General features: G+C 38.4%; 28 protein-coding genes. 23 read left to right on the forward strand and 5 right to left on the reverse strand.

Annotated elements, in window-relative coordinates:
* Window positions 1-7 precede the first annotated feature (7 nt).
* From GT641_RS11670 to GT641_RS11685, 4 genes are all read left to right on the forward strand, one after another.
* Window positions 8-226, forward strand: coding sequence for a PDDEXK nuclease domain-containing protein (locus GT641_RS11670; RefSeq protein WP_347562894.1), 219 nt, complete (start codon window positions 8-10; stop codon window positions 224-226).
* A 616-nt stretch (window positions 227-842) separates the two neighbouring features.
* Window positions 843-1,733 carry a hypothetical protein gene (locus tag GT641_RS11675; RefSeq protein ID WP_161117639.1) on the forward strand — a complete coding sequence of 297 codons (891 nt, stop codon included), beginning with the start codon at window positions 843-845 and terminating at the stop codon, window positions 1,731-1,733.
* Window positions 1,734-1,735: 2 nt separating this feature from the next.
* On the forward strand, window positions 1,736-2,020 hold the full coding sequence (locus tag GT641_RS11680) for a hypothetical protein (protein WP_161117640.1): 285 nt from the start codon (window positions 1,736-1,738) through the stop codon (window positions 2,018-2,020).
* 262 nt (window positions 2,021-2,282) lie between these two features.
* Entirely contained in the window at window positions 2,283-3,308 is a 1,026-nt protein-coding gene (locus GT641_RS11685; RefSeq protein WP_161117641.1) for a retron St85 family RNA-directed DNA polymerase, read from the forward strand.
* Between the two features lie 65 nt (window positions 3,309-3,373).
* Here the strand turns inward: GT641_RS11685 and GT641_RS11690 are convergent, their stop codons facing one another.
* Window positions 3,374-3,625 (reverse strand): hypothetical protein, encoded by a 252-nt coding sequence (locus GT641_RS11690; RefSeq protein ID WP_161117642.1) that lies wholly within the window; start codon window positions 3,623-3,625, stop codon window positions 3,374-3,376.
* Window positions 3,609-3,989 carry a hypothetical protein gene (locus GT641_RS11695; protein ID WP_161117643.1) on the reverse strand — a complete coding sequence of 127 codons (381 nt, stop codon included), beginning with the start codon at window positions 3,987-3,989 and terminating at the stop codon, window positions 3,609-3,611. The genes GT641_RS11690 and GT641_RS11695 overlap by 17 nt, the downstream gene beginning before the upstream one ends.
* 592 nt (window positions 3,990-4,581) lie before the next feature.
* Here GT641_RS11695 and GT641_RS11700 point away from each other — a divergent pair.
* The 10 genes from GT641_RS11700 (at window position 4,582) to GT641_RS11740 (ending at window position 14,656) form a co-directional block, all read left to right on the forward strand.
* Complete coding sequence (locus GT641_RS11700) at window positions 4,582-5,265, forward strand: response regulator transcription factor (protein ID WP_192919855.1); 684 nt, start codon at window positions 4,582-4,584, stop codon at window positions 5,263-5,265.
* A gap of 51 nt (window positions 5,266-5,316) precedes the next feature.
* Window positions 5,317-6,270: an ABC transporter ATP-binding protein gene (locus tag GT641_RS11705; protein WP_008399858.1), complete on the forward strand. Its 954-nt coding sequence runs from the start codon at window positions 5,317-5,319 to the stop codon at window positions 6,268-6,270.
* Entirely contained in the window at window positions 6,263-7,108 is an 846-nt protein-coding gene (locus GT641_RS11710; RefSeq protein WP_161117645.1) for an ABC transporter permease, read from the forward strand. Before GT641_RS11705 ends, GT641_RS11710 begins: the two co-directional genes overlap by 8 nt.
* A gap of 3 nt (window positions 7,109-7,111) precedes the next feature.
* Complete coding sequence (locus GT641_RS11715) at window positions 7,112-8,020, forward strand: HAMP domain-containing sensor histidine kinase (RefSeq protein ID WP_055280100.1); 909 nt, start codon at window positions 7,112-7,114, stop codon at window positions 8,018-8,020.
* A gap of 293 nt (window positions 8,021-8,313) precedes the next feature.
* Window positions 8,314-8,697: a C-GCAxxG-C-C family protein gene (locus GT641_RS11720; protein WP_044944522.1), complete on the forward strand. Its 384-nt coding sequence runs from the start codon at window positions 8,314-8,316 to the stop codon at window positions 8,695-8,697.
* Between the two features lie 23 nt (window positions 8,698-8,720).
* On the forward strand, window positions 8,721-10,430 hold the full coding sequence (locus tag GT641_RS11725; protein WP_161117646.1) for a hypothetical protein: 1,710 nt from the start codon (window positions 8,721-8,723) through the stop codon (window positions 10,428-10,430).
* Window positions 10,431-10,588: 158 nt separating this feature from the next.
* Complete coding sequence (locus tag GT641_RS11730) at window positions 10,589-10,927, forward strand: hypothetical protein (RefSeq protein WP_161117647.1); 339 nt, start codon at window positions 10,589-10,591, stop codon at window positions 10,925-10,927.
* A 33-nt stretch (window positions 10,928-10,960) separates the two neighbouring features.
* Window positions 10,961-11,170 (forward strand): HNH endonuclease signature motif containing protein, encoded by a 210-nt coding sequence (locus GT641_RS13240; protein ID WP_243143761.1) that lies wholly within the window; start codon window positions 10,961-10,963, stop codon window positions 11,168-11,170.
* 108 nt (window positions 11,171-11,278) lie between these two features.
* The gene (locus GT641_RS13245) at window positions 11,279-11,578 is read left to right on the forward strand and encodes a hypothetical protein (protein ID WP_243143762.1); all 300 of its coding nucleotides are present in this window, start codon (window positions 11,279-11,281) and stop codon (window positions 11,576-11,578) included.
* A gap of 354 nt (window positions 11,579-11,932) precedes the next feature.
* Window positions 11,933-14,656, forward strand: a complete 2,724-nt coding sequence (locus GT641_RS11740) for an AAA domain-containing protein (protein WP_008399841.1) — start codon at window positions 11,933-11,935, stop codon at window positions 14,654-14,656.
* A 2-nt stretch (window positions 14,657-14,658) separates the two neighbouring features.
* Here GT641_RS11740 and GT641_RS11745 read toward each other — a convergent pair whose 3' ends face one another.
* Complete coding sequence (locus GT641_RS11745; protein WP_008399840.1) at window positions 14,659-16,014, reverse strand: MATE family efflux transporter; 1,356 nt, start codon at window positions 16,012-16,014, stop codon at window positions 14,659-14,661.
* 339 nt (window positions 16,015-16,353) lie between these two features.
* Here GT641_RS11745 and GT641_RS11750 point away from each other — a divergent pair, with 339 nt between their 5' ends.
* From GT641_RS11750 to GT641_RS11765, 4 genes are read left to right on the forward strand one after another with little or no spacing between them, the layout of a single operon-like run.
* On the forward strand, window positions 16,354-17,397 hold the full coding sequence (locus tag GT641_RS11750; RefSeq protein WP_161117648.1) for a lysylphosphatidylglycerol synthase transmembrane domain-containing protein: 1,044 nt from the start codon (window positions 16,354-16,356) through the stop codon (window positions 17,395-17,397).
* Entirely contained in the window at window positions 17,391-18,011 is a 621-nt protein-coding gene (locus GT641_RS11755; protein ID WP_161117649.1) for a CDP-alcohol phosphatidyltransferase family protein, read from the forward strand. Before GT641_RS11750 ends, GT641_RS11755 begins: the two co-directional genes overlap by 7 nt.
* 21 nt (window positions 18,012-18,032) lie before the next feature.
* Window positions 18,033-18,920, forward strand: coding sequence for a phosphatidylserine decarboxylase (locus tag GT641_RS11760; RefSeq protein ID WP_161117650.1), 888 nt, complete (start codon window positions 18,033-18,035; stop codon window positions 18,918-18,920).
* A 45-nt stretch (window positions 18,921-18,965) separates the two neighbouring features.
* A complete protein-coding gene (locus GT641_RS11765) occupies window positions 18,966-19,256 on the forward strand; it encodes a hypothetical protein (RefSeq protein ID WP_008399835.1) in 291 nt (96 codons plus the stop codon).
* A gap of 237 nt (window positions 19,257-19,493) precedes the next feature.
* Here the strand turns inward: GT641_RS11765 and GT641_RS11770 are convergent, their stop codons facing one another.
* The gene (locus tag GT641_RS11770) at window positions 19,494-20,816 is read right to left on the reverse strand and encodes a sodium-dependent transporter (RefSeq protein ID WP_119962495.1); all 1,323 of its coding nucleotides are present in this window, start codon (window positions 20,814-20,816) and stop codon (window positions 19,494-19,496) included.
* Between the two features lie 229 nt (window positions 20,817-21,045).
* Here GT641_RS11770 and metF point away from each other — a divergent pair, with 229 nt between their 5' ends.
* The 5 genes from metF to mutY all read left to right on the forward strand — a co-directional run bounded on the left by metF (window position 21,046) and on the right by mutY (window position 25,628).
* Window positions 21,046-21,915: a methylenetetrahydrofolate reductase [NAD(P)H] gene (gene metF / locus GT641_RS11775; RefSeq protein WP_161117651.1), complete on the forward strand. Its 870-nt coding sequence runs from the start codon at window positions 21,046-21,048 to the stop codon at window positions 21,913-21,915.
* Window positions 21,916-22,541: 626 nt separating this feature from the next.
* Complete coding sequence (gene bsh, locus GT641_RS11780; RefSeq protein ID WP_161117652.1) at window positions 22,542-23,516, forward strand: choloylglycine hydrolase; 975 nt, start codon at window positions 22,542-22,544, stop codon at window positions 23,514-23,516.
* Window positions 23,517-23,589: 73 nt separating this feature from the next.
* Window positions 23,590-24,216: a metallophosphoesterase gene (locus GT641_RS11785; protein WP_008399829.1), complete on the forward strand. Its 627-nt coding sequence runs from the start codon at window positions 23,590-23,592 to the stop codon at window positions 24,214-24,216.
* Between the two features lie 6 nt (window positions 24,217-24,222).
* Window positions 24,223-24,462, forward strand: coding sequence for a hypothetical protein (locus tag GT641_RS11790; RefSeq protein WP_008399828.1), 240 nt, complete (start codon window positions 24,223-24,225; stop codon window positions 24,460-24,462).
* 113 nt (window positions 24,463-24,575) lie between these two features.
* Window positions 24,576-25,628: an A/G-specific adenine glycosylase gene (gene mutY, locus GT641_RS11795; protein WP_243143763.1), complete on the forward strand. Its 1,053-nt coding sequence runs from the start codon at window positions 24,576-24,578 to the stop codon at window positions 25,626-25,628.
* Here mutY and GT641_RS11800 read toward each other — a convergent pair.
* A complete protein-coding gene (locus tag GT641_RS11800) occupies window positions 25,611-26,417 on the reverse strand; it encodes a LytTR family DNA-binding domain-containing protein (RefSeq protein WP_161117654.1) in 807 nt (268 codons plus the stop codon). The two genes, mutY and GT641_RS11800, sit on opposite strands and share 18 nt — an antisense overlap.
* Window positions 26,418-26,463: the final 46 nt, after the last annotated feature.

The following is a 26,463-nucleotide window of genomic DNA, read 5'->3' on the forward strand; positions in this document are numbered from 1 at the left end:
TGGTCAGATGCAGATGTATGTTAATTATTATGATAGATATGAAAAAATGGAAGATGAAAATCCAACGATAGGAATTCTTTTGTGTAAGGAAAGAAACGATGCTTTAGTTGAGATTACTTTGCCCCAAGACGCTAATATTTATGCATCAGAATATAAATTGTATTTGCCGGACAAGAAGTTGCTTCAACAGAAGTTGAAGGAATGGATTGAAGAGGAAGAAGTGTAAAAAAGAGGCTGTGAAATATGGTTGAGAAATGGATTAAGATTGTTGCTCGTGGCGGTCTCCTTTCCGCAGGTATTTTGCACTATCCAAGAGGTCAATCATAGCTGTAAGCATATTGGTGTATTCTGCCTGCATTTCCTTCATTTCATCCGAAGAAGGAAATGTATCGGGAGTGGTACTGGTTGATGTAAATGTTTTCTGCATTTCAAGTAATTGCAGATATAGTGCATTAATAGTTTATGCCAGGTGATATATGGTTTCTTTCTTGCCAACAATGCAGATGTGGTTGTAGATGCAGGAACGGACAAAGTAATCCTGCTTTTTCATACCGCTTGCAAGAATTCGGCTTCGATTTGCTTATGTTCGGTATCGGTGATTGGGTATTATTGAAAATACGCGTACTACCAAAGGTAATACATATGTTAAGCTTTAAATAATTCAATCATAAATGTGAGCGAATTATGATTGAATAGAAGAAGTAAGAGCATAAAGATTATAGACAATAAGAGTAATTAAAGTCATAATATGAGAAAATGAATCTTGATAACAGGTGGAGATTAAAAAATAGATATGATAAAATAATATATGGAAATCAAGATTATGTAACGAAGGTGAAAGTGTGCTTGTTAAGAGAAATACATTAGCGGAAAAATATTTTATTGAATTAATATCAGTTTTTAAGGAACAAAACTGGGATATTGAAGAAAGCATAAGTGGAGAAAACTCGGTATTTGATATGTTCTGCAAAAGATTAGAAGAGTTGGAATCTGATGCGGATAGAGAGTTAATGCTTGAATTGACACGTAAATATTTGGTGGTTGATTTAGAAGAATATGGAAAGTACATGGTAAATGTGTTTAGAAAGTTTATAGATAGAAATAAAGATAAATTAGACAAAATGGAAGTTATACATATGTTCCCGGTACAAGATAAAGATTATCCAGCAAAAACAAAAAGTGGTAATGTTATGTGTTATTTGTTTCAAGGGAATCTTATGCGAAGATTCGATGAATTTCGTAACAAGAGAATTAGGATAATAGAAACTTTCGATGGATTGGAAAAATATAAAGAAGATATTGAATGTTTACTTCTTGTGGATGATTTTGTTGGAACTGGTGATACAATATTAGGTTGTATAAACTTAATTGAGGGAAAAGGCATAAAAAAGGAAAAAATTAAAGCATTAACATTGGTAATGCAAGAACAAGGTAGAAATGCAGTAGAAGAATATGGAGTAGAAACTTATAGCGCTGTTTTAAGAAACAGGGCTATAACAGATAATTATAGCATAGAAGAGGCAGAGAAAAAAATTGTACAGATGAAGAATATTAGTAAACGAATAAAAGCTAAGAAAGAATTATATTTAGGGTATAAAGAGTCGGAAGGATTAGTATCAATGATAAAAACACCGAATAATACTTTCCCATTTTATTGGTATGAAGGTAAACGAGGTGGAAAGTTATGTGTAGCACCGTTTGCAAGAAGAAATAATGTAGGAGTTGATGTATAGATATGGATGAATTTGTAATGTATAGATTGTTAGACTTGATTAATAAAAAAGAAACAATAAGCGCTATGTTTAAATTGGGATATTCATACTCCAGCATAGCAAAATGGTTTTCATATTTGGAGGATTTGGAATATATATACACAGAAGGGGATGTTAGTAAATTTATTACACAAAAAGGAAAGAATAAGTTACATGATTTAGAAAAGAAATACAAAAACAAGACGATTGGTACATTAGAACAATACAAGATAAAAAAGATGGAACTTGAAGAAATATATTTACCTTGATATAATAAATATATCTTGGAGCTACTAGACTTATGCACTTGGTGCGGGGTTGGCGAGTCGTCAACTTAAGAAGAACTTATTTTCAAGCCTGTGTAAGAACAAGCTGGATTTTGCGGGAGCAAAATCAATCTTGTTCTTACGTAATCGAGAATTCTGCGAATTCTCTCATCATATAACTGTGTCAAATGAGTAAGCACATTTGACGCAGTTATATGACAGATACTTTTATGTAGTAGCTCCAAGATTATATATGGAGGAAGACGTGAATTGGAAGAATTATTGTGTTGAATTTCGAAAAGAAGCAGCATTAAAAGGAAAAAATGAAGAATATTGTGATACGTGGTTACAATACGCTAAAGTACTATTTGATAAAGGACTGCCAATAATTTATAACCAAGAGCATTTATGTTTGTTGTTGGGATATAAAGAGGAGTATGTTTTTGCTGTGAGTAATTCTGCTTCAAATTTTTATCGAAATTATGAAATACCAAAAAAGAACGGCGGGGTTAGAGAAATATCAGAACCATTGCCAAGTTTAAAAGAGATCCAAAGATGGATTTTGGATAATATTTTGTCTTCGATAAATATTAGTGTGTATGCGAAAGCTTATGTTAAAAAGAAATCTATTAAAGATAATGCGAGATTTCATAAAAGGCAAGAAGTGCTACTAACATTGGACGTAAGTAATTTTTTTGATAGTATCTCGTCGGATAAAATATATAATCTGTTTTTAGATTTAGGATATAAAGAGGATGTAGTGGTGATGCTTACAAATTTATGTTGTTTGAATGGATGGTTGCCTCAAGGTGCACCAACAAGTCCCATGCTATCAAACATAATACTTAGGCAGTTTGACAATGTGATGGGTAAGTACACCAATGAGAAGAAAATAAGGTATACAAGATATGCGGATGATATGACTTTTTCGGGAACCTTTAATCCAGGTCAAATTATATCAGTCGTAAGAAAAGAATTATTTAGACTGGGATTACAGTTGAATGAGAACAAGACAAGAGTAAGAAGAAAGGGGCAATGTCAAGAGGTTACAGGGATAGTTGTAAATGAGAAACTGCAATTACCTAAAAATGTAAGAAAGAAAATTCGTCAAGACCTTTATTATATAAGAAAATACGGATTGGAATCTCATATGGAATATTGTGATATAAGTAAAGAGAAATATTTACAGCATCTTAAAGGTAGGATTCAGTACGGATTGTTCATAAATCCATATGATTATGAGTTGCAAGGTTACTTAAGTTATTTGGAAAATATGTACGGACAATATTAATAGATTATTTCACCCGTTTCAAAGTATTTTGGAACGGGTGAAGTTAAATATTCTCAAGGGAAAATTTAATTAAATTCATTCATAGCATCCACATAATCCTGCAATCCGCTTCCCTTTAATGCTAATTTGGCATACAGAAGAGGTGCTTCCTCAGCCATTCGGTAAAGATAAACAATATCATTTGGGTCATCAAAGGTGACGGAGGAATTACATTCCTTACAACGGATAATAAGAACAGAGTTCTCACCGATATTGATAATGACTGAGTCTGTGGCATGCTCATACATACCAAATTGAAAATTAAGATTGTTGTTCATAGTGGTCTCCTTCCCACAGATATTTGGCACCATCCAAGAGGTCAATAATAGCTGTAAGCGTATTGGTGTATTCTGTTTGCAATTCCCTGATTTCATCCGAAGCAGGAAGTGTATCAGACGTGGCATCAGTTAAGGTAAATGCTTTCTGCATGTCAAGCAGTTGCAGATACAGAGCATTAACAGACTGCACAAGCGGATATATAGTTTCTTTCTTACCGACAACGCAGATGCGGTTATAGATGCAGGAACGGACAAAGTAATCCTTCTTCATCATGCCGCTGGCAAGGATGCGGGCTTCGATTTGTTTTCGTTCAGCATCGCTGATTCTAAAACTTATAGTTGGATGTTTGTGTTGATTGCTCATAGAAAAGCTCCTTTCATAGTTGGTGTGGCAGCAGGTACAGTTAAGCACCTGCAAGCCACATTTGATTATTCGTTTTTAGTAGTAAAAGTAGATTATATCTGCCATGGATTTCATAGGAGCAATAGGGAAGTATTGCAACTAATTTGCTACTAAAGTTTTTGAAAACGATATGAAAAGAGTAACATTAGATGAAACAGATGCGGTGGAATGCCGCATAAAATCAGCATTTTTGATTTGATGATACTTCCTTTGGGAAGAGTTTGAATAACGGACTAAAATGCCGAAAGCCTGTATTTATGCGGGCTTCCGGCATTTGTTTTATCAAATGGCTCTAGTTTGGCTCTATTTGTGGGCGGGATAAGGGTTGCGAAAGCACTGATGGAGAAATAAAGGTATAATGGTAAGGAAAAAGTGATATATGCATCTTGGAAGCACAGCAATACTGAAAATTATAAGTTCAGCTGGAACAAAAAGTATGTTATGTACTGGAGAATTCCGGGGATCTGTGGGGAGTAATTGCGGGAAAAAAGGAAAAAGCGTATAATGCAAGAAAATAATGTTTTCACAGTGTAAAATAGAGGAGAGAATTATCATGCAGAAAATACTGATTGTAGAAGATGATACAAATATCAATAATCTGCTTCAGGAAGCATTATCAAAAGCAGGCTATTCCTGTGAGCAGGCGTTTTCCGGAACTGAGGCAAAGCTGCTTTTGAATATGCAGGAGCATAGCTATGCACTGGTGTTGCTGGATTTGATGTTGCCGGGAATTACAGGAGAAGCAGTTCTGGAGGAAATACGGAAAAAGGGAAATCTTCCGGTTATTGTTTTGACTGCGAAAGATAGCTTGGATGAAAAGGTAAAGGTTTTAACTAGTGGGGCTGATGATTATATAACGAAACCTTTTGAAATCAGAGAGGTACTGGCAAGAATTCAGGTACAGCTTCGTCATACAGAAGAAAAGGAAATAAAAGAATCTAACCTTTCGTTCAGAGAGATGGTATTGAACAAAGCTACTTTTCAGGTCAGCATTGGTGGAAAAATACTTCCTAAGATAACAAGACAGGAGTTTGCGATTTTAGAATTACTGCTCAGAAATCCGAAGCAGGTTTTCAGTAAAGAGGACATTTTTGAATATGCGTGGGACGAACCATATATGGGTGAAACAAAAACTCTGGATGTACATATAAGCAATATTCGTAAAAAGATAAAAACAGTTACATCTGAGAAATATATTGAAACAGTCTGGGGAATCGGTTATCGTCTTCATCTATAATCTTTACTCTTTTTTTACTATTTATTTGCGTTTGATTAGGATTATTCCTTTATGATAAATGCAGATAAGAAAAAGGAGATGAAAAACTTGAGCGAAATGTTATTGGAAACAAGAAACTTGACTAAGCAATATGGACACCATAAAGCTGTGGACAGTGTCAATATGCATATTAAAAAAGGTGCTATTTATGGTTTTATCGGTCGGAATGGAGCTGGGAAGACAACTTGTCTGAAGATGATCAGTGGACTTTCCAAGCCAACTTGTGGAGAAATCGAGATGTTCGGATACAAGGGAAAGGATTTGCAAAAAGTTCGATCACGGATAGGATGTCTGATTGAGGCACCGGGACTTTATGGAGATATGACTGCATATGAAAATCTGAATATCAAATGCAAGCTGTTTGGAATAAAGAAAAAAAGTTATATTGAAGAAATATTGAGAATTATCGGTCTGGAGGATGTGGGAAAGAAAAAAACAAAACATTTTTCACTTGGAATGAAACAGCGTTTGGGAATTGGTCTTGCTTTGGTTGGAGAACCAGATTTATTAGTTCTTGATGAGCCAATCAATGGATTGGATCCACAGGGTATTGCAGAGATCCGGGATACGATTCAGAGACTTCAGAAAGAGAAGAATATGACAATATGCATTTCCAGTCATATTCTTGAGGAATTATCGAAGATTGCTACTGATTATGGAATTATTCATAATGGAAGTTTATTACAGGAAATTACAAGAGAAGAATTAATAAGAAGATGCAGTGAACGGATAGAGTTGACATTGGATCATCCGAAACAGGCGATTCCGGTGATGGATTCTATGGGATTTACCAACTATCAGGTAACAGATAAAGAGCATATTCATATTTTTGAACGATTGAATGAAAGTGCAGCGTTGAATATGGAACTTGCAAAGTCAGGAATTCCGGTAAAAGGGATTTCCATAACCAGTGAAGAACTGGAAACTTATTTTCTGAATCTGACGGGAGGTGCGGATCATGCTTAATATAATAAAAATGGATTTATACCGGATGCTTAAAACCAAAAGTATGTATGTAATCTGGATCGTACTGGCAGCAATATTATTGATTTCAACATCTTTATGCAAGACAGATTATGAGCTTTTGACTGAAAAGGATGCCATGAAACAGGAGCAGGTTACTGAACCTACTGTGGATAATATTAATGTGGGAATGATGGTAACGCTGCCTACGGAGCCGGGAGAAAAGGTGACGGTATATGATATCTTTTTTGCCAATTCCCAAGGAAAATTGTATGCACTGCTTTTGGTAATTTTTACTGTTCTGTTTTCAACAGCGGATATCAGTAGCGGATATATTAAGAATATAGGAGGTCAGGTTAGAAATAGAGGAACTCTGATTTTTTCCAGGGCAATTGCCTTGGCTGTCTTTACGGTACTGACAATGGCAGGTGCATTCTTATTTCAGGCAGCGGCGAATGGTATTGTTTTCGGGGAATTGGAATGGGGAAATACAAAGGCAATTTTATCTTATTTTGTGACTGAACTGGCTCTTCATTATGCACTTGTGCTGATTTGTATGGCGATTGCAATTATTTTGAAAAATAATGTAATCAGCATGGTCATTGCTGTCTGTCTTAGCATGAATGTAATGACCATTGTGTATGGGGGGATCAATAGTGCTATTCAAAAAATAGGAATTCAGAATTTCCAGATTTATAAGTATACGATAACAGGAAAATTATCACTGCTTCCTATGGAGCCGAGTGGAAATGAGTGTTTGGCGGCATTTGGTGTGGCAATAGTGTTCATCGTTATGATGATATCAGTAAGCAGCGTTGTTTTTCAAAAGAGGGATATTTAACGGATGTATATCGTAATTGGGATATTAGCAGGAATTATTATCTTACAATTTATTATTATGTGGAAATACCAGCGGCAGGTGAAAGACATCTGCCGCCAATTGGCGTTTATGATGAAACATGACAGTAACATGTTGATTAACCATGAATTTGATGTGGGTGGAATAGGAAAGCTTTCTGACAAGTTGAATGAGCTTCTGGAACTGCGAAGAAAAGAGAAGCAGCATTATCAGGAGAAAGAAGCTCTGATTGCGGACACTTATACAAATCTTTCTCATGATATCCGCACACCACTGACATCTTTGGACGGATATTTCCAGCTAATGGAAGAATGTGAAAATATAGAGGATCAGAAACGTTATTTAAGCATTATCCACGAAAGAATTCATAGTCTGAATGAAATGTTGGAAGAACTTTTTATGTTTACAAAGTTAAAAAACGAATCTTACAGTTTGGAATTGACATTGTGCTGTATGAACCGGATTTTGAAAGAAACAGTTTTTTCATACTATGATGAATGGGTAAGAATGGAAATTCAGCCGGATATTCAGATTACGGAAGAACAGTTGTATATACATGGAAACAGGCAGGGACTCTGCCGTGTTATCCAGAATGTGATAAAAAATGGGCTGGATCATGGAGAAAAGAAGATTAGCATTGTGTTGGAACGTGATCAAAATCAGGCGGTGCTTAGAATCAGCAATCAGGTTACACATCCAGAACAGATTAATATAGATCAGGTATTTGAGCGATTTTATAAAGCAGATGTTGCCAGAAGTAAAACATCTACTGGATTGGGACTATCTATTGCAAAGGAGTTGGTTAGTCGGATGGATGGAGAGATTGAAGCAAAAATAGAAAAAAAAGAGTTTATTGTTGAAATGAACTTTCCGATTGTAACCGATGCTAAATAGTATTTTGCAACGTAGAGGGATAATCAATAATTTTTATTTATCCTTGCAGAAGCATTAGCTCTTATGTTAGGGTTTTTCACATCGTTTTGTTTTTTTTAGATAGCTTTTCTTTGAGGCATGTGAAAAAATGATGAAAAGGTATTTGCGATGGTATTTGTATCTTGTATAATAATTTTACAATGATATTTTTAATTCAGCAGATAATTTTTATCGAAAAGTATGCTGCTCACTAAAAACAATGACAATGGGTATTTTTATATCCAGATATACAAATGATAAACAGGAGGTTTTTTATGGATAAACACATAGAAAAAGCAATGCAGTTAAGAAGTAATGCGATGTGCCCGAACTGTGCGGAAACGATAATGATGACCTATGCAGAGGAGCTTGGTTTGTCGGAGAGCCAGATGAAGGCACTTGGTACAAATTTTGGTGGAGGAATGAAGTCAGGCAGTACATGTGGAGCTGTGACAGGAGCACTGATGGTACTTGGAGCATTGGGAATCTCAGATCCTCATATCGTAGGAGAGTTCCAGAGAAAGATGAAAGAGAATCATAATGGTATGATAAATTGCTTTGATCTGTTAAGAGCAAATGCACAGGCGGGCGGTCAGAAGAAACCACATTGTGACGGTATGATCAAAGAAGCCATTGAACTGATAGAAGAATATAGGTAATACCCTGGGAGGAGAAACATTATATGAGAGGAAAACGAGGACTTTTACTAGCCGTAGTTATTTTATTAGTATTCGGTATATTTGCATTTCAGGGAGCCGATATAGAGACTTATGCAAAAGGTACAACTTCGAAATGGACGGTAACTACGAGTAAAAAAACTTATGCTTATACAGGAAAGAAAATTAAACCGAAAGTTACAGTGAAGTATAAGGGGAAGAAATTAAAACCGAAGAACTATAAGGTTACATATCCTAAAAAGCCCGTCAAGCCGGGTAAGTACAAAATTAAAGTTACCTTAAAAGGCAAATATAAAGGTAAAAAATTAAAAGGAAGCAAAACCATAGAATATAGCATAGCGGTTCCTGCGGTAAAAGGTCTGAGTGGCACAATTAAGAGCGGTGAGTATTATGGGGATGCTTTATGCTTTAGCTGGGATAACAATTCGGCTATGAATATCGATGGATATGACATAGAAGTAAAAAATAATGGGAAAAATGGAAATAAATTAACAAAGAAGAAAATAGAAGCTTATTATAGCAACTACAATGTTGAGATTTATGAATATGGGACGACATATACATTCCGCATACGTTCCTATAAGAAAATAGGCGGGAAAAAATATTATTCCAAATGGTCTAAAGTAACGAAAAAGGTACCGGTACCAGATTATCATATGACTACTAAGACAGTAAATGGGATAGAGCTTGCATACAAGCAGGACGCATTTCCATTCTTTAAATATACTGGTTATTCGAGTTATGATGGCGATGTAAAGGACAGAACTTCAAAGAATTTTGCACAGTGCTATTTTCCGATCTTTATTAAGCAGAGGCTGAAGGATAATTTTATAATTCATACAGAATATAATGAAAAATGTGGATTTAGCAGTTTTTCACATTCGCAATACATTCCGAACAGAAAAGATGTTCAAGTAGCAACAAATATATCGGTGACATATTATAATGAAATGCCAGTTGAAGATAAAATGCAGCAGGCCCTTTATAAGCAGGGCTATGTTGGATACATACTTGTAAATGCAAGCTGCCTGTTGGATAAAAAGCAATCGGTAGGTGTATATTTTGGTGATGCAAAGGTTGTAACACTAGTATCAAATGGATATTCAAAAGCCAAGGAATATGACTACAGAAAATATAGAGGATATAATCCGTTCATAGAACCTGTGTATATTTATGAAAGCGAAGTGCTTCTAAAAGATATGTTAAAAGATGTTGCCAAATGTGCACCAAACATGACAGATTATGAAACATATACGGCACTTAAATATTGGATACAAAATCACACCTATACGGAGTACTCATGCTGGGGTGCGGCAACAGTGGCAAATGCTATGATGGAGCTTGGTTATCCATACATAATACTGTCTTGTTCGTATGATGGGAAGGATGGACTTTATAACGACTACAGCCGATACTATTCTCCTGCAAGTAAAATCGCACATGATTCGGCTGGACATATGATAACATTGATTTTTATGGAGCCGGGCAAATATGTAAGGTGCGAGGTTCAGGGCTATGGCTTTGGCAGTTCAGAATTTAAGTTTGATCCTACAGGATGGCAGAGACCTGTTAACAGCACATTAACTTCCGCATCAGCTGAGTTTGGGTTAAATGAATATAATACCATCGAAGAATTAATGAAGGGAGATTATTATATAGATATCAATAAATACGATCCATATGACTGGCATACATGGTCCGCTCATTTAGAGTAATAGTGCAAATAGATAAAAGTACTTGCATATTTATCTGCATTTATATATAATGGAAAAACATCGAAAATAATTGAAAAGATAAGGTATATATTAGGACGAGGCTAAAAGTCTGTCCGGATATATACCTTTTTTATATTATTTTCAATGGAGGTGCTGATATGGCATACAAATTTACAGAAAAAAGAAACAACATTCAGGAACAGACCACATATGTGCTCTACATGATCGTCAGCAGTTATTTTCACAAAAGCATCTGTAATTCCCGAACATTGGAGACATCGTTGTATCTTCATTATCTGGAGATGCCGAAGAGCCAGCAGGAAAATCTGGAGAAGCAGGTGATCCGAAGATCGGAACAGGATCTTGGGGAAGTCATGTCTGTGCTTTCTCAGATGCCTGCGGAAATGCAGGGGTCTGGCGATTTGCAGTATTTATATAGTGAATGGAAATGTTTTGTAGATGACCGCTTATTTGGACATTACACTTGTTACTATTGAATCATCATTGTGAAGATCAAAGGAGATTAATTTATGAGCAAAAGAGAACCAATCAAAACTACAAAAGAAGCAATTATTTCATATTGGGCAAAGCATCAGGACGAATGCGGATTAAGTGTAGACTGGGCTGAAGCGGGTGAAAGATGTTGGAGATGCGGGTGTGAGCGTTCATTGGATCGATGCCACATTGTACCGGATTCATTAGGTGGAAAAGATGAACCGGAGAATTTGGTGCTTTTGTGAAAGAGATGCCATGCAGATGGTCCGAATGTTGTAGATCCGGAGATTATGTGGGACTGGATAAGAGCCTATGGGGTTTCGTTTTATGATACATTTTGGGGATGTGAGGGAATGCGCGAATATAAATTTATATATGGGTATAAATTTCGGAGCGCATTAAGATATATTCTGGATCATTCAGAAAATGAGCTGGATGAAAGAAAAATGCAGGAATATATAAGTAAAGAAATCAAGTCCCTTGCAGACAGATCAAGTGTGCATTTTGGACAAAATTACTGGAATACAGCAACATATGCAGGAAATCTTAGAATGATAATTAAGTCATTAGCAGAAAAGCAGGGGATTAACATTAAAGAAATAGATAAAGAACTACAGCAAAATAAATCCTCATGGTGGCTGGAAGCATTTTAGAGAAAGCAGCATAGTTCCTCTAAAGAGTGGGATTTTTCCCTTTTCACCTATTTTATATATTTTACATATGCGACAAACAATGCATAGCTGGAAAAGTCCGTGTAAGTGATGCTTGAAAAATAGTCGCCAGATATCTGCAGGAATGCAGGTGTCTGGCGATTTGCATATGCTGTCAGTTTAAAAATGGTAGTATGACTATACGAAATGTGTTATAATGCAAAAGAAGTAATAAGGGGTGGGTTAGTCTAATAGCCAAATCTGGCAAGAATTACCTAAAGAAATAAATAATCTTATACTTTGCGAATAAAGGACAATTTATATTATATATTGTCGAATAAAAGTAGTGAGGCACAAATGGATACAAGAAAAGAAATGATAGTTATACAGGGTGTAATAAAAACATGCAAGGTAGCATTATGTGAATACAATAGAGAAATGTATTCCTGGAATGTTTGGTATAACGATGGAAGGTTTTCTATATATAGGTATGATGAAGTGGAAAAATTAACAAATCCCAAGGTTTTAAATCCTGTTGAATACCGCATTAGCAGGAATGGTAAGGAATTCTTTAATATAGAAGAAATCTATGTTTTTAATGGTAGAGAAGAGGAATATTGGCATATTTGTTTCAAAAAAGAAATACAAGGCGATTATTTTCGGAGAGATCTTAGCATAGATAAATCCATTTTAAGTCAGGGTAATGAAGCAAATAAATTTGAGTATATGAAGCAGATTGCAGAATTGAGTGATCTCAGAAATAATAGAACAGGTGATAAATTACTGGTAAAGAAATATGAGAAAATATCCTTCATAAGCCCATATGTAGCATTATCCCATTACTTGAATCCGGCTAATTATAAAATAAAAAAGGGAAATTATACTCCAATCTTTCCGTTTGGGTGTAATAACAGTCAGTATACAGCAGTGAAAAAGGCGATGGAGAATCAGATCAGTGTCATTCAGGGACCTCCTGGTACTGGCAAGACTCAGACAATTTTGAACATAATTGCAAATATTTTAATGGATGGAAAAACAGTTCAGATTGTTTCTGGAAATAATTCAGCTACTGAAAATGTATATGAGAAATTGAGTTTTCCAGAGTATAATATGGGATTTATTGCAGCACGATTAGGTAATTCCGAAAATAAAAAACGTTTTATAGAACAACAAAGCATTGACTATCCTGACTTTTCATCATGGAGAGTACATACGGATATTCTTGCGTTACAGAGAAAAATACACGAAGATTCTGTTAAATTAAGGACTGTATTTGATAAACAGGAAAGATTGGCTGCATTAAGACAAGAACTTTCACAGATGCTTATAGAACAGGAATATTTTAATCAATATGTACAGGAAAAGAATATCTATATAGCAAAAATAAAGTTCCGGAAAAAGATATCATCGAAAAAATGGATCGAATTATGGCAGGAGTGGCAGATGGCTGTAGAGGAAAAACAGAAAATCAGTTTATGGATTAAATTGAAGTCATTATTTATGTATGGGATAGGAGATTGGAAATTTTATAAACAGGATATCACAAATGTAATTACAATATTTCAGGTTATGTATTATTATGCAAGAAAAGAAGAATTAACAAGTGAAATATTAGAAATAGAAACCTATTTAAAAAATACGGATCAGAATTTATTAAATAATCTATGTAGTGAATCTATGTTGGTTTTAAAAAATCAGATAGCAAAAAGATATGGAAATAACACGGAACGTAGAATATTTACGGAAGATGATTTATGGAAAAATTCGGAGGAGGTATTAGCGGAATATCCTGTCGTATTGAGTACAACATTTTCAGCCAGAAACAGTCTGAATTCGAAAATAATATATGATTATCTTATTATGGATGAAGCTTCACAGGTTGATATCGCAACAGGAGTATTAGCCCTTTCGTGTGCACGGAATGTTGTAATTGTTGGAGATACGAAGCAGTTGCCTAATGTTGTCCCAAATGATATAAAAAACAGAGCAGATGCTATATTTAATAATTTTAAAATTGATGAGGGATATCGGTATACCAAGAGTTTTTTGCAATCTGTTTTAGAAATTATACCAAATGTTACACAAACGATGTTGCGTGAGCACTACAGGTGTCATCCGAAGATAATTAATTTCTGTAATCAAAAATTTTATCATGGTGAATTGTTAATTATGACAGAGGATCATGGTGAGGAAGATGTGTTGTCAGTTGTTAAAACAGTTGTAGGAAATCATGCGAGAGATCATTATAGTCAGAGACAGATTGATGTTATAAAAAATGAAATTATTCCGCAGCGTAATCTTGATTTACAGAAAACAGGCATTATAACGCCATACAGAAACCAAATGGAAGCATTGTGTAATGAAATTTTAGATACAGATATTGCAACGGTACATAAATTTCAAGGACGGGAAAAGGAGAATATAATAATTTCTACCGTTGATGATGAGATTTCAGATTTTGTTGATGATCCATATTTGCTTAATGTTGCTGTATCGCGAGCAAAAAAGAGACTGATATTAGTGGTAACAGGAAATGAACAAACACGGGAGCGTAACATAACAGATTTGGTTGCTTATATTCAATACAATAATTTTGAAGTTACAGATAGCAAAATTTATTCTATATTTGATTATTTGTACAAGCAATATACAGAAGCAAGAAAGTTATATTTGAAGAATCATCCAAAAGTGTCAAAGTACGATTCTGAAAACTTAATGTATAGTTTAATTGAGGATATTCTTGCTGAAAATAAATATGCAAGTTTGGATGTCGTTTGCCACTTCCCTTTGAATAAACTAATAAGAAGTTCAGAGTTGTTAAGTGATGAAGAAAGGCGATATGTTGCCCAGTCTGGTACGCATGTAGATTTCCTTATATATAGCAGACTTGGTAAAAAGCCGATACTTGCTATCGAAGTCGATGGATATGAATATCATCAGGCAGAATCCAAACAGGCTTTCAGAGATTCAAAGAAAAATCATATATTTGAGTTGTATAAAATTCCATTATTGCGGTTTTGTACAAATGGAAGTGGAGAAAAGCAACAGATTATTGAAAAGTTGGAAGAAGTGATGGGATAGGATTACTTTATCTTCCCCTCCACCTTCTTCATATGTCTTACATATACGATAAACAGTGCACATCCGGTAAATATCCATGAAGCCACATATACATTCAACAGCCAGTCAAATGTTGGCAGCAGGCGGAAGACCGTGCCAAGCCAGATCAGACGGAAAACAACCGTTCCTAAGATGGTGAAGATTGCAGGTTCTACTGATTTGCCCATACCACGGAGAGCGGCACTTTCAACCTCGTAAGTAGTGGTCAGACCTTCCAGTGAGCAGACATGATACATACGGATCAAAGCATAGGCAGCGACTGCTGTACTTTTTGTATAGATTCCGACGAAAAAGTCACTCCATACGATAAAGATAACTGCGAGAATCTCTGTGAAGACAATGCCAAACAGCATGTTTAACCAGAACACTTTCTTGCAGCGTTTGATGTTTCCTGCGCCATAGTTCTGGCTGGTGAAGGTGACCGTTGCCTGTGCAAATGCATTTGCAATGTCATAGGTAAAATATTCAAAATTAAGCGCAAGAGAAGAACCTGCGATCGCAAATTTGCCAAATGAATTAATACCACTCTGGATAAAAACATTCGAGATCGAGAAAATGGTTCCCTGGATACCGGATGGAATACCGATCTGAAGGATCTTGCGCAGATATGGGCGTACAATCTTCATCCGGTTGAACCGGAATGCAAACTCATCATCTCTGCGGTAAAGATATACCATGACCATAACAGCACTGATAACATTAGAGATTACAGTGGAAATGGCAACACCGGCAACACCCAGATGAAAGCAGATGACGAGGATCAGATTCAGGATGACATTTACGATACCGGAGATGATAAGATAGAACATTGGTCGTCTGGTATCACCGAAGCTTCGCAGAATGGCAGCTCCAAAATTATAAACGGTCATAAACGGAATGCTTAAGAAATAGATACGGATATATAACAGTGCTTCGGCAAGAACACCGGACGGTGTACCGGATAATTCCAGAATGATCCGGGCAGAGGCAAAGCCGAGGATCATAAGCCCAAGTCCGAGGATTGTGCCAAATGTCAGGATCGTATGTACCATATCGTTGATCTTGTCACGCTGTTTCTGACCGATCAGATTAGCGAGGACGGCATTTGGTCCCACAGCCAGACCGACGATCAGGTTGACAAAGATGCCGACCAGAGCCACACAGCTTCCGACTGCAGCGAGCGCATTATCTCCGGCAAATCTGCCGACAACAGCGACATCTGCGGAGTTGAATAATTGCTGTAAAATGCTGCTGAATGCAAGCGGCAGTGAAAAAAGGATCAGCTTGCCAACCAATCCTCCGTTTAACATATCCATTTCTTTTGACTTTATCGTTTTCATATCTATAATCCCAAAGTAGTATTTTCAAATAAATTTTTTCATACATTAGAAGCAGAATCTATTTAAACACTATCGACAAATGTCGTCAAGATTGGATTATAAAAAATACGTTTTTCTGTAATGTTTTTTAGTTGTGTTGTCATATAAGCGATGGAAGGTGAATAAGGAATTAAAAATACTTTGCAATATAACATTAAATATTATTAATGTGATATTAATGTCAGATTTAACATTTTTTTCAAACGTTGTGATATACTGAAACAGATATTGGCAAAGACACGGTAAAGAAACAGTAAAAATGCTTCATGCATAAGGCAATGAAATTGGAAATGAGGACGTATGGAGAGTAAGAAAAAATGGATATTTAATATAATTTTTTTGCTTCTGATCTTTGCAGCAACCCTTTATGGTGTGTTTCATGGCAAGGATATGGGGCGGATCATCGAAATAATTAAAACTGTGAACCCGTTTTGGTTGATTCCCGGCGTTATCTGTGTAATAATCTTCATATGGGGAGAATCTATCATTATTCATTATCTGATGCATTCACTAGGTATAAAGGTAAAGAAATGGATCTGCTTTTTATTTTCATCCGTTGGCTTTTTCTTTAGTTGCATTACTCCGTCTGCATCGGGCGGTCAGCCGGCACAGGTTTACTATATGAAGAAAGAAGATATACCGATTCCGATCTCAACGATGGTATTGTTGATCATAACCATTATCTACAAGATGGTACTGGTACTGCTTGGTATTGCATTGGTGATCTTCGGGCAGGGATTTATACATCGGTATTTATCGGATGCAATCTTCTGGTTTTATCTCGGAATGGGATTGAATGTGGTGTGTGTAGCGATTATGGTTGTATTTGCATTTCATCCGAATTTTGCGAAGTCAATTATGATCAAAGGGCATATTTTGTTAGAACGAATCCATATATTAAAACATAGAAAGTCAAGAGCAAAGAAGCTGGTTCAGTCGATGGATCAGTATCGGGGGGCTGCTGTTTATTTGCAGGAAAATAAAAAGGTGCTGATCGTTGTATTCCTCATTACGATGGTGCAGCGGTTTGTGTTGTTTGCAGCAACCTGGTTCGTATATCTTGCATTTGGATTAAAAGGAACATCAGCGTTTACCGTGATACTTCTTCAGGGATCGATCGCGGTTGCAGTTGATATGCTGCCGCTTCCGGGCGGAATGGGAATCAGTGAGAAGATATTCCTTGATATCTTCCTTCCGGTATTTGGAAGTATGCTTCTCCTTCCGGGTATGGTATTGTCCCGTGGACTGGGGTATTATACGGAACTGATCCTCAGTGCGATATTTACGATTGTTGCAAATTTTACTATTGGAAGAAAAAAGAAAAGTGTGGTAGAGAAATGTTAGGTGTTTATGATTATACAGTAATTCTTACATATATCAGTCTGATGGTGTCCATCGGTGGTATGTTATTTTCGTTAAATGGCGACTGCCGGATGGCGCTTGTATGTCTGGCAATTTCCGGTTTGTGCGATATGTTTGATGGCAAGGTTGCACGGACCAAGAAAGATCGTACAGAGGCTGAAAAACGATTTGGAATCCAGATCGATTCTCTGGCGGATATTGTCTGCTTTGGAGTTTCACCGGCAATCCTTTGCTACCGCATGGGAATGCGTGGATTGACTGGTGTTGCGATCCTGTTATTCTATGTGCTGGCAGGCCTGATCCGTCTGGCATGGTTCAATGTTTCTGAGGAAGTCAGACAGGATGAGACAGAGGAAAAACGTAAATATTATCAGGGACTTCCGATCACATCTATGGCTGTGCTTCTGCCACTTCTGGCAGTATTTAAGCCGATGCTTGGCAAGCGGGAATTCATGCTCAGCCTTCATGCGCTGGTACTGCTGGTCGGTTTGCTGTTTATTACAAATTTCAAATTCCGTAAACCAAAGAACCGCACACTGGCGATCATCGTTTGCGTTGTAACGTTGGCTGTACTTCGGATGCTCCATATATGGTAGGAGAAGATTGGAGAAAAGAAAATGAGTATCATATATATAGATCGAAAAGGACATAAAAGACAGGGCGAGACCGGTCAGGATCGCCTGCTTGCATTTATCTATGGACATGCAGTGACGAGGTGTCTGATCCGTCCCTTTCTGTCACCGGTAGTGTCCCGCATAGGCGGGGCATTTTTGGATACCCGGATTTCCGGACTGGCGGTTCCGGGGTTTGTAAAGAAGAATGGCATTGATCTGTCCTTATATGAGAAACAGACATTTGATTCATATAATGATTTTTTCACTCGAAAGATCAGAGCAGAAGAACGACCGGTTAATCCGGATGCAAATGCGCTGGTCAGCCCAAGTGATGGAAAGGTCAGTGTGTATAAGATCCATGAAAACGGACATTTTCTTATTAAACACACCGAGTATACATTGGAACAGTTGTTGCAGGACAAGAAGCTGGCTAAGCGGTATCTGGACGGATATATCTATGTGATCCGGTTGACGGTAGATGATTATCACAGGTATTGTTATGCGGCAGATGGAAGAAAATCCGAACAGCGTAAGATAGCAGGAATTCTGCATACGGTGAACCCGGTTGCAAATGATGTCTGTCCGATCTACAAGATGAATTCCAGAGAGTATTGTATGATAAAGACGGAGCAGTTTGGAACGCTTCTTCAGATGGAAGTCGGGGCATTGATGGTTGGTAAGATCAGTAACAATCAGCAAGGCGTGGGATTTGTTCATAAGGGTGTTGAAAAAGGACGATTTGAATTCGGCGGTTCAACGATTATTCTGCTGACACAGAAGAATGTCGTGATACCGGATCGGGATTTATTGGAACATACCGGATCAGGAATGGAAACACTGGTGAAAATGGGAGAGCAGATCGGACGATCAGCGAATCGTTTGGATGCATAATTGGATATGCAGATATATATCGAAAGAATAGTCAGGTGATCATAAATGAAACCAAGATCAGAAGCAAGTAAAAACCTATATCAGATGATGCTCGACCGGGGCTATCCGGTGGAATTCTGCGAGGTTATAACACAGAATCTGAATACAGATTTTACAGCCGGTCGTATGATCGGCTATTTGTCACATTATCAGACCCTTCCTATGGAGGAGGTCGTAGATGAGATGCTCGCGATCCTCACAGACCGCAACCGCATCATACAGAAAAAAGAACTGGAGCGTAACAACGCCAGGTGGAATGAGTATCTGGCGAATGGCATTCCTAATGACGAGGAGTAATGCCGAGATTCAGATATTTTATATTTATAATAATACCCCTATTGATATAACATGAACGAGATTTCGTTGTGAGAATGCACATTGCCAGTAAATGCGGGTGCATGTTTGAGCCCAAAGGGCGAGTTTGCACAGGAGCATTTACGAATCAGGCATGTGCACCGAACAGAAATCGTAGTGTGTTATTCAATAGGGGTATTGTTATAAATAGAAGTATCTGAATCTCGCATTATCCCTGTTTTAGCCGATTCCGCCTAATGCGATTCCAAGTATTAAAACCAGAATGCAGATAGGGCAATAGATATATTTGCAGATTGGCAGGAATTTGTCGGTGAACTTCTTTTCACGTCCAAGGTTTACCTGCTCCTCTACATATTTCTTACCGCATACCCAGAAGAACATGATTCCGGCAAGTCCTGCACCAAGCGGGCAGATATAGATGGACAGAACATCCATCCAGCTGGATACGATTCCTTGAATACAGATGGATACGATCACGCCGATTCCTGCGATCACGCCACAGGATAACTTACGATTTAATCCGAGCTTTTCTTGAATCGTTGCGATCGGAGCTTCGTACAGATTGATCAATGAGGACAAGCCCGCAAAGAATACTGCAACGAAGAAGATCATGGCGATGATATGTCCGCCCGGCATAGATTTGAACAGGGCAGGCAGATAGATGAACATAAGTCCGGGACCACCCTGGTCTAACTGCGCACCGGTCGTTGCCATAACCGGAATGATAACGAGGGCGGCAAGTAACGCAGCAATCGTATCAAATAAAGCAACCTGTCCGGCAGCTTCCGGTATATTTTCTTCGTCCGGCAGATAAGAGCCATAGATCAGTGTTCCGTTTCCTGCAACAGACAGGGAGAAAAATGCCTGACCAAGTGCGTAGATCCATGTCTTTGGATCGGCGAGAACCTTTGGCTCGATCCGGAAGATATATTTATATCCTTCAGTAGCACCCGGCTGGCAGGCGGTATAGATCGCAAGAATGATAAACAGGATAAAGAACAGAGGCATCAGGATCTTATTTGCCTTTTCGATTCCGTTTCCGATACCAAACATCAGAATGATAATGCCGACAGCGAGTGCAATGATCTGCCATAGGTTATTGCCGAATGCAGAAGCGGTTGAGCCAAATGCGGCACCAAAGGATTCTACATTTTCCGGTGCAAGTGTTGAACCAGTAAATGCACCGATCATGTATTTTAAGATCCAGCCCATTACGACAGTATAGCCGATCGCCATGGCAAGCGCGCCGAGTACCGGTATAAATCCAAGAATTTCGCCAAGCTTTCGTTTGCCCTTTGTTCCACAGGCATAGCCGAAAGCGTCGACCGGACCGGATTTGGTAGCACGTCCGAAACTCATTTCGCCGATCACACCGGTGAATCCGATCAGGATAACGAATATGAAGTAAGGGATCAGATAAGAGCCTCCGCCATAGAGGGATACTCTGGTTGGAAACATCCAGATATTACCCATGCCGACCGCTGAGCCGATACAGGCGAGGACAAATCCCCATTTGTTGTTGAATGATTCACGTTTTTTCATCTTTTGATAACTCCTCCAAACAAATTACATACCCATATACTATACAGGAAAATGTGGGATTACGCCAGCAAACTTTTCGAAAGTTTTCATGGTGTGGCAGAAACGAATGTTGATATTGTCATATTACCGTAGAATTTATATAATGAAAAAGGATGAGAAAATTCTCTGGGATGCACGAATTATCCCAACTGCAGATATACAAAAGAGATGAAATGACAGGAGGAAATACATGAAGATAAGAGATATTATAGGGCAGGAGAAAGCAACATTGTCATTTGAGGTTTTTCCACCGAAGAAGGATACAGATTTTGCAAGTGTGGAAGCTGCGGCACTTGGAATTGCGGCATTACGGCCGAGTTATATGAGTGTTACATATGGAGCGGGTGGCAGCACAAAAGGACATACGATCAAGCTTGCAAATGAGATTCAAGAAAAATACGGAGTTCCGACGATTGCGCATCTGACCTGTGTATGCGCAAATAAAGACAGCATCCGGACAGCACTTTCTGAAATGAAAAATGCAGGGATTGAAAATATCCTGGCACTTCGTGGGGATATTCCAAAGAATTATGATGGACAGGTATTTACTGATTTTGCTCACGCATCGGAGCTGGTAAAATTAATAAAAGAGAGCGGAGACTTCTGTGTGGGCGGAGCTTGTTATCCGGAGGTTCATCCGGATTCTGCAAACAAACAGGATGATATTGCAAACCTGAAAAAGAAAGTGGAAGCGGGATGTGAATATCTGACTACACAGATGTTTTTTGATAACAATATTTTCTTTAATTTCATGTATCGTATCAGAGAAGCAGGGATTACTGTGCCGGTGATTCCGGGAATCATGCCGATCACGAAACGGGTTCAGGTGAAAAATGCCGTCAAATTATCCGGCTGCAACGTGCCGGAACGTTTCAAGAATATTGTTGACCGGTTTGGAGATACCGAAGCTGCAATGAAGCAGGCAGGTATCGCTTATGCGACTGATCAGATCATAGATCTTCTGGCAAATGGCGTAAAGCACATTCATGTATATTCCATGAACAAGCCGGAGGTGGCAGCAGGAATTCAGGCAAATCTGTCTGATATTTTGCTGGTTTAAAAGATGTACGATTTTTTGTGCATATAAAACTGTAATATAAAGCCATAAACGGGTTGACTGTATAAAAAATACAGGAAACTCAAAGAATATCGGAACTTTATAGGGCAGAACAAATGTACAGGAGGTCGGCATTATGATAAAAGGATATTTTGTAACGGAAGGTTATATGGGATATGTAGATGGAAGATACCAGCTTTTTGCGGATGAAACAGATTATATTGAATACATGGAAGAATAGTGAATGATGGCATTCCAATGATATTTGCCCCATGCCAGTATTCATCTATTATAAATGGCTCGCTGTGGTTTCTATTCCATGCACATGCCTGATTCGTAAATGCTCCTGTGCAAACTCGCCCTTTGGGCTCAAACAAGCACCCACATTTACTGGCAATGTGCATGTCATAACGAAATCCTCGCTGATGCCATGCTATAATAAATGAATATTGGCATCAGACAAATTATTCATTGGAATGCCATTTTTACATTGTTTATAAATATATAATTGTTTTATGCGAATACTAATAGTAACATGTGTAGTATATGAAAATAATAAGAATATAATTTTGAACCTGGTGAGTGCAAGATTGTAAAATTGAGAAAACAGGAAAGGATGATGGTTATAGATGTGTACAGCAGCGACGTATAAAACGAAGGATTTTTATTTTGGCAGAACATTAGATTATGAATTTTCTTATGGGGATGAGATTACGGTGACACCGAGAAAGTTCCCGTTTGAGTTTCGTTATATGGGAAAGAGGGATTCTCATTATGCGATCATTGGCATGGCGCATGTGGCAGGTGGATATCCGCTTTATTATGATGCGATTAATGAAAAGGGTGTCGGTATGGCGGGACTTAATTTTGTTGGAAATGCAGTTTATCAGGCAGTAGAAGCTGGCAGGGATAATGTTGCGCAGTTTGAATTTATCCCGTGGATACTTGGACAGTGTGCGGATCTGGACGAGGTACGGGCATTGCTTGACCGGATGAATCTGGTTGGAACACCTTTCAGCGAACAGCTTCCATCGGCACAGTTACACTGGATCATAGCAGATCGGAATGCTGCGATCACAGTTGAGTGTATGGCGGATGGAATGCATATACATGAGAATCCGGTCGGAGTTCTCACGAACAATCCACCATTTGAGACACAGATGTTTTTATTGAATAATTATCAGGGATTATCTCCGAAACAGCCGGAAAATACTTTCGCAGAGCAGCTGCAGTTACAGTCTTACAGCAGGGGCATGGGTGCACTTGGTTTGCCGGGTGATCTGTCGTCAGCGTCACGATTTGCGAAGGTCGCATTTACAAAAATGAATTCAAAATCCGGTGACAGCGAGGCGGAGAGTATCAGCCAGTTCTTCCATATTCTTGGATCGGTTGATCAGCAGCGTGGATGCTGTGAAGTGACAGATGGCAAGTATGAGATCACGCTCTACACCTCCTGCTGTAATGCAGATAAAGGAATCTATTATTATACAACATACGAAAACCACCAGATCACAGGTGTGGATATGCACCATTGTGATTTGGACGGTTCCGAGCTTTTTAGATATCCACTGGTTCAGGGAGAACAGATCCACTGGATGAATTGACACACCTATTTGGCAGAATGTAAAATAGTGGGAGAAAAAATGTTATAGAGGCATTGCGAGGTGAAAACACAGAATGAATTATTATATCAGTGATCTGCATTTCTGCTGTGCCAGCCAGCTCGCAGGTAGCGGAAGCGGATATGACGAAAGAGAATATAAGACACTGGAAGAAATGCATGCCGATATGCTTGCCAGATGGAACCGGAAGGTGACAAACGGAGATACGGTCTATATCCTCGGCGACATCAGTAAGCGGGGAAAAAGTGAAGAATTGATCGCATTGGTTGCGCAGTTAAAAGGACATAAGATCCTTGTGCATGGGAACCATGATGATCTGTCAGATTACAGGCTCCGGCAGTTATTTGAGGAGGTTTGTAATTACAAAGAGATTACAGACAACATTCGAGGAAATGCATATAAGCTGGTGCTTTGTCATTATCCAATCCTGTTCTGGAATGGTCAGCATAGAGGGAATATCCTGTTGTATGGGCATACACACCGATCCCCGGAGGATGTGTTTTTTCAGGACTGCATAAAGCGGCTGAATGAACGCAAGGATCTTCATGAGGAAGACCAGGATTTCCTGGCGATCAATGTCGGTTGTATGCAACCGTATATGAATTATGAGCCACAGTCATTGAAGGAACTGTTAGAAGCAAGAGGAATCGAGATCCCGGAAAAAAAGAAAAAAGGAAGGTAATTTCAGATGAAAAGTACATTAATTAAAGACACAACAAAATCAGAACGAATTGCACTTGTAAAACAGTGGGAGGAAGAAGAAGGCTGTGAGAATTCCGGTATGAATTTGATGGAATATTTCAGAGATTACATTGATGGCAAGAAAGAAATTGCAGAAGTAAATGCTGCATTTCGTACAAATTATGTAGTAGAAACACCAGAAACAGAAGAAAAACCTATGTGTGGTATGGGCGGAAGAAGATTTTAAGTATATAATTATTATTCTTATCAAAATGACCGGAACGGCAAAAAAATGAAAAGTTGCCGCTCCGGTCATTGATAGAGATAAAATACAAAAACGCAACAGGATGGAATGAGTTTATGCAGAATGTATATAAGCAGATCGCGGACAATCTGATCGTGTGGTATCCGGAGCATGCCAGAGATCTTCCATGGAGAAAAGATAAAGAACCGTATCATGTATGGTTGTCGGAGATCATGCTGCAGCAGACAAGAGTGGAAGCAGTAAAAGAATATTACAGAACGTTTTTGCAGGAGCTTCCGACGATCGAGGCGCTGGCAGAGGTAGATGATGACCGCCTGATGAAACTTTGGGAAGGACTTGGATATTATAACCGTGCAAGAAATCTGAAAAAGGCAGCAGGAGAAGTGGTGATAGAATGGCAGGGAAACTTCCCTGCAGAATACGATGAGATTCTGAGTCTGCCGGGAATCGGAGAATATACGGCGGGAGCGATCGGCTCGATCTGCTTTGATCTGCCAACTCCTGCAGTGGACGGAAATGTCCTCCGGGTATATACCAGAGTGATGGAGGATCCGTCAAATATCGACAAGCAGGCAGTAAAGAAGAAAATCCGGGAGGAACTTCTGCAGGTGTACCGGTATGGACATTGCGATATGCTGACACAGAGTCTGATGGAGGTTGGAGCAACAATCTGTCTGCCAAATGGTGCGCCAAAATGTGAGGTGTGTCCACTACAGGAATTGTGTAAAGCTCATAAGCATGATTCCTGGCAGCAGTATCCGGTTCGTGAAGCAAAGAAGAAACGGAAAGTGGAAGAAAAAGCGGTGCTGATGCTTCGGTATGAAGATAAGGTTGCGATACGGAAGCGGACAGAGAAAGGGTTGTTACATGGATTGTGGGAATTCCCGAATCTTCCCGGAAGCTACAGCACACAGGAGATCCTTTCGTATGTAACGTCAAAAAATCTCCACCCAAAAGAAATCTGGATGGAGACAACATATACACATATTTTTTCCCATGTAGAATGGCATATGAAAGCCTTTTATATGGAATGTATGGAACAGCAGGCGAAAGATCTTCGTTGGGTTACATTAGAAGAGCTGAAGCAGGAGATTGCGATTCCGTCAGCATTTGCACCGTTTAAAGATCTTTTAAATTCCGGTGCCTGATGACCGGGCGTTAATAAAATCCAGAAGCAGACGTTTTACCTGAGTATATTTCTTTTCCGGGATTGGGATTACAAAGCCATCGGACATTGTAAGTTTAAAACGTTCAATTGATGATGCGAAATCAGGATTGATCAAATAACTCTGGTGGCAACGCAGGAAATAATCCGGGAAGCGTTTTTCCAGAGAAAGCAGACTTTCTGTAATCTCGTAGGAATTGGAGGTTGTATGGATATTGGAGTGTCTGCCATGGGATTCTATGTACAGGATCTGATTCCGATTCAGAAAAAGCAGAGATTTATCTGTACCCTTAAACGACAAACGTTCCGAGCGGGATACGCCGGCAAGCGGCATTCCGCGGAATTTGGAATCGTAATGCACCGGATAGATTGTATCTCGTTCATCATAAGAGATAGCATTTGAGATATGGCAGAGCCGAATCTGAGGAACTCCGTTGTTCATGATCCAGGACAGATGAATCCTCTGATTAACCCGATTCATGCTGTTATCAGGCCATATCGTATCAACCATAAAGAACATAATGATCTCAACTACCCGGTTGCTGGTCGTAGCAAGAGGGGTAATAACCAGATCATGAAGAACAAATTTTAATTCGTGCTGTTCAGACAGAAATGTGTTAACCAACGCTTTTTTTGTGCGGATCACCTGTTTTTCGGCAGGACCGATCCACAGAACATCTTCATGGCATGCATCGAGAAATGGTGTAATGTTGTTGTCATAATATTGTGTCAATACCTCACCGGAAAGAGAAACAAAATCCTGAATTGTCATGGGAAGCTCCTTTCTTTTTTTATATTTTAATCAGAACTATATAAAA

Source organism: Clostridium sp. BIOML-A1 (genome assembly GCF_009874105.1).
GTDB lineage: Bacteria > Bacillota > Clostridia > Lachnospirales > Lachnospiraceae > Coprococcus.

Excerpts from the sequence above, each read along its gene's own strand:
- GT641_RS11750 (WP_161117648.1), top strand. The coding sequence starts at position 16,354 with ATGGAGAGTAAGAAAAAATGGATATTTAATATAATTTTTTTGCTTCTG.
- mutY (WP_243143763.1), top strand. The coding sequence starts at position 24,576 with ATGCAGAATGTATATAAGCAGATCGCGGACAATCTGATCGTGTGGTAT.
- GT641_RS11705 (WP_008399858.1), top strand. The coding sequence starts at position 5,317 with ATGATAAATGCAGATAAGAAAAAGGAGATGAAAAACTTGAGCGAAATG.
- GT641_RS13240 (WP_243143761.1), top strand. The coding sequence starts at position 10,961 with ATGAGCAAAAGAGAACCAATCAAAACTACAAAAGAAGCAATTATTTCA.
- GT641_RS11770 (WP_119962495.1), bottom strand. The coding sequence starts at position 20,816 with ATGAAAAAACGTGAATCATTCAACAACAAATGGGGATTTGTCCTCGCC.
- GT641_RS11680 (WP_161117640.1), top strand. The coding sequence starts at position 1,736 with ATGGATGAATTTGTAATGTATAGATTGTTAGACTTGATTAATAAAAAA.
- GT641_RS11745 (WP_008399840.1), bottom strand. The coding sequence starts at position 16,014 with ATGAAAACGATAAAGTCAAAAGAAATGGATATGTTAAACGGAGGATTG.
- GT641_RS11790 (WP_008399828.1), top strand. The coding sequence starts at position 24,223 with ATGAAAAGTACATTAATTAAAGACACAACAAAATCAGAACGAATTGCA.
- GT641_RS11755 (WP_161117649.1), top strand. The coding sequence starts at position 17,391 with ATGTTAGGTGTTTATGATTATACAGTAATTCTTACATATATCAGTCTG.
- GT641_RS11725 (WP_161117646.1), top strand. The coding sequence starts at position 8,721 with ATGAGAGGAAAACGAGGACTTTTACTAGCCGTAGTTATTTTATTAGTA.
- GT641_RS11765 (WP_008399835.1), top strand. The coding sequence starts at position 18,966 with ATGAAACCAAGATCAGAAGCAAGTAAAAACCTATATCAGATGATGCTC.
- bsh (WP_161117652.1), top strand. The coding sequence starts at position 22,542 with ATGTGTACAGCAGCGACGTATAAAACGAAGGATTTTTATTTTGGCAGA.
- GT641_RS11700 (WP_192919855.1), top strand. The coding sequence starts at position 4,582 with ATGCAGAAAATACTGATTGTAGAAGATGATACAAATATCAATAATCTG.
- GT641_RS11720 (WP_044944522.1), top strand. The coding sequence starts at position 8,314 with ATGGATAAACACATAGAAAAAGCAATGCAGTTAAGAAGTAATGCGATG.
- GT641_RS11760 (WP_161117650.1), top strand. The coding sequence starts at position 18,033 with ATGAGTATCATATATATAGATCGAAAAGGACATAAAAGACAGGGCGAG.
- GT641_RS11715 (WP_055280100.1), top strand. The coding sequence starts at position 7,112 with ATGTATATCGTAATTGGGATATTAGCAGGAATTATTATCTTACAATTT.
- GT641_RS11670 (WP_347562894.1), top strand. The coding sequence starts at position 8 with ATGCAGATGTATGTTAATTATTATGATAGATATGAAAAAATGGAAGAT.
- metF (WP_161117651.1), top strand. The coding sequence starts at position 21,046 with ATGAAGATAAGAGATATTATAGGGCAGGAGAAAGCAACATTGTCATTT.
- GT641_RS13245 (WP_243143762.1), top strand. The coding sequence starts at position 11,279 with ATGCGCGAATATAAATTTATATATGGGTATAAATTTCGGAGCGCATTA.
- GT641_RS11785 (WP_008399829.1), top strand. The coding sequence starts at position 23,590 with ATGAATTATTATATCAGTGATCTGCATTTCTGCTGTGCCAGCCAGCTC.
- GT641_RS11695 (WP_161117643.1), bottom strand. The coding sequence starts at position 3,989 with ATGAGCAATCAACACAAACATCCAACTATAAGTTTTAGAATCAGCGAT.
- GT641_RS11730 (WP_161117647.1), top strand. The coding sequence starts at position 10,589 with ATGGCATACAAATTTACAGAAAAAAGAAACAACATTCAGGAACAGACC.
- GT641_RS11740 (WP_008399841.1), top strand. The coding sequence starts at position 11,933 with ATGGATACAAGAAAAGAAATGATAGTTATACAGGGTGTAATAAAAACA.
- GT641_RS11690 (WP_161117642.1), bottom strand. The coding sequence starts at position 3,625 with ATGAACAACAATCTTAATTTTCAATTTGGTATGTATGAGCATGCCACA.
- GT641_RS11710 (WP_161117645.1), top strand. The coding sequence starts at position 6,263 with ATGCTTAATATAATAAAAATGGATTTATACCGGATGCTTAAAACCAAA.
- GT641_RS11800 (WP_161117654.1), bottom strand. The coding sequence starts at position 26,417 with ATGACAATTCAGGATTTTGTTTCTCTTTCCGGTGAGGTATTGACACAA.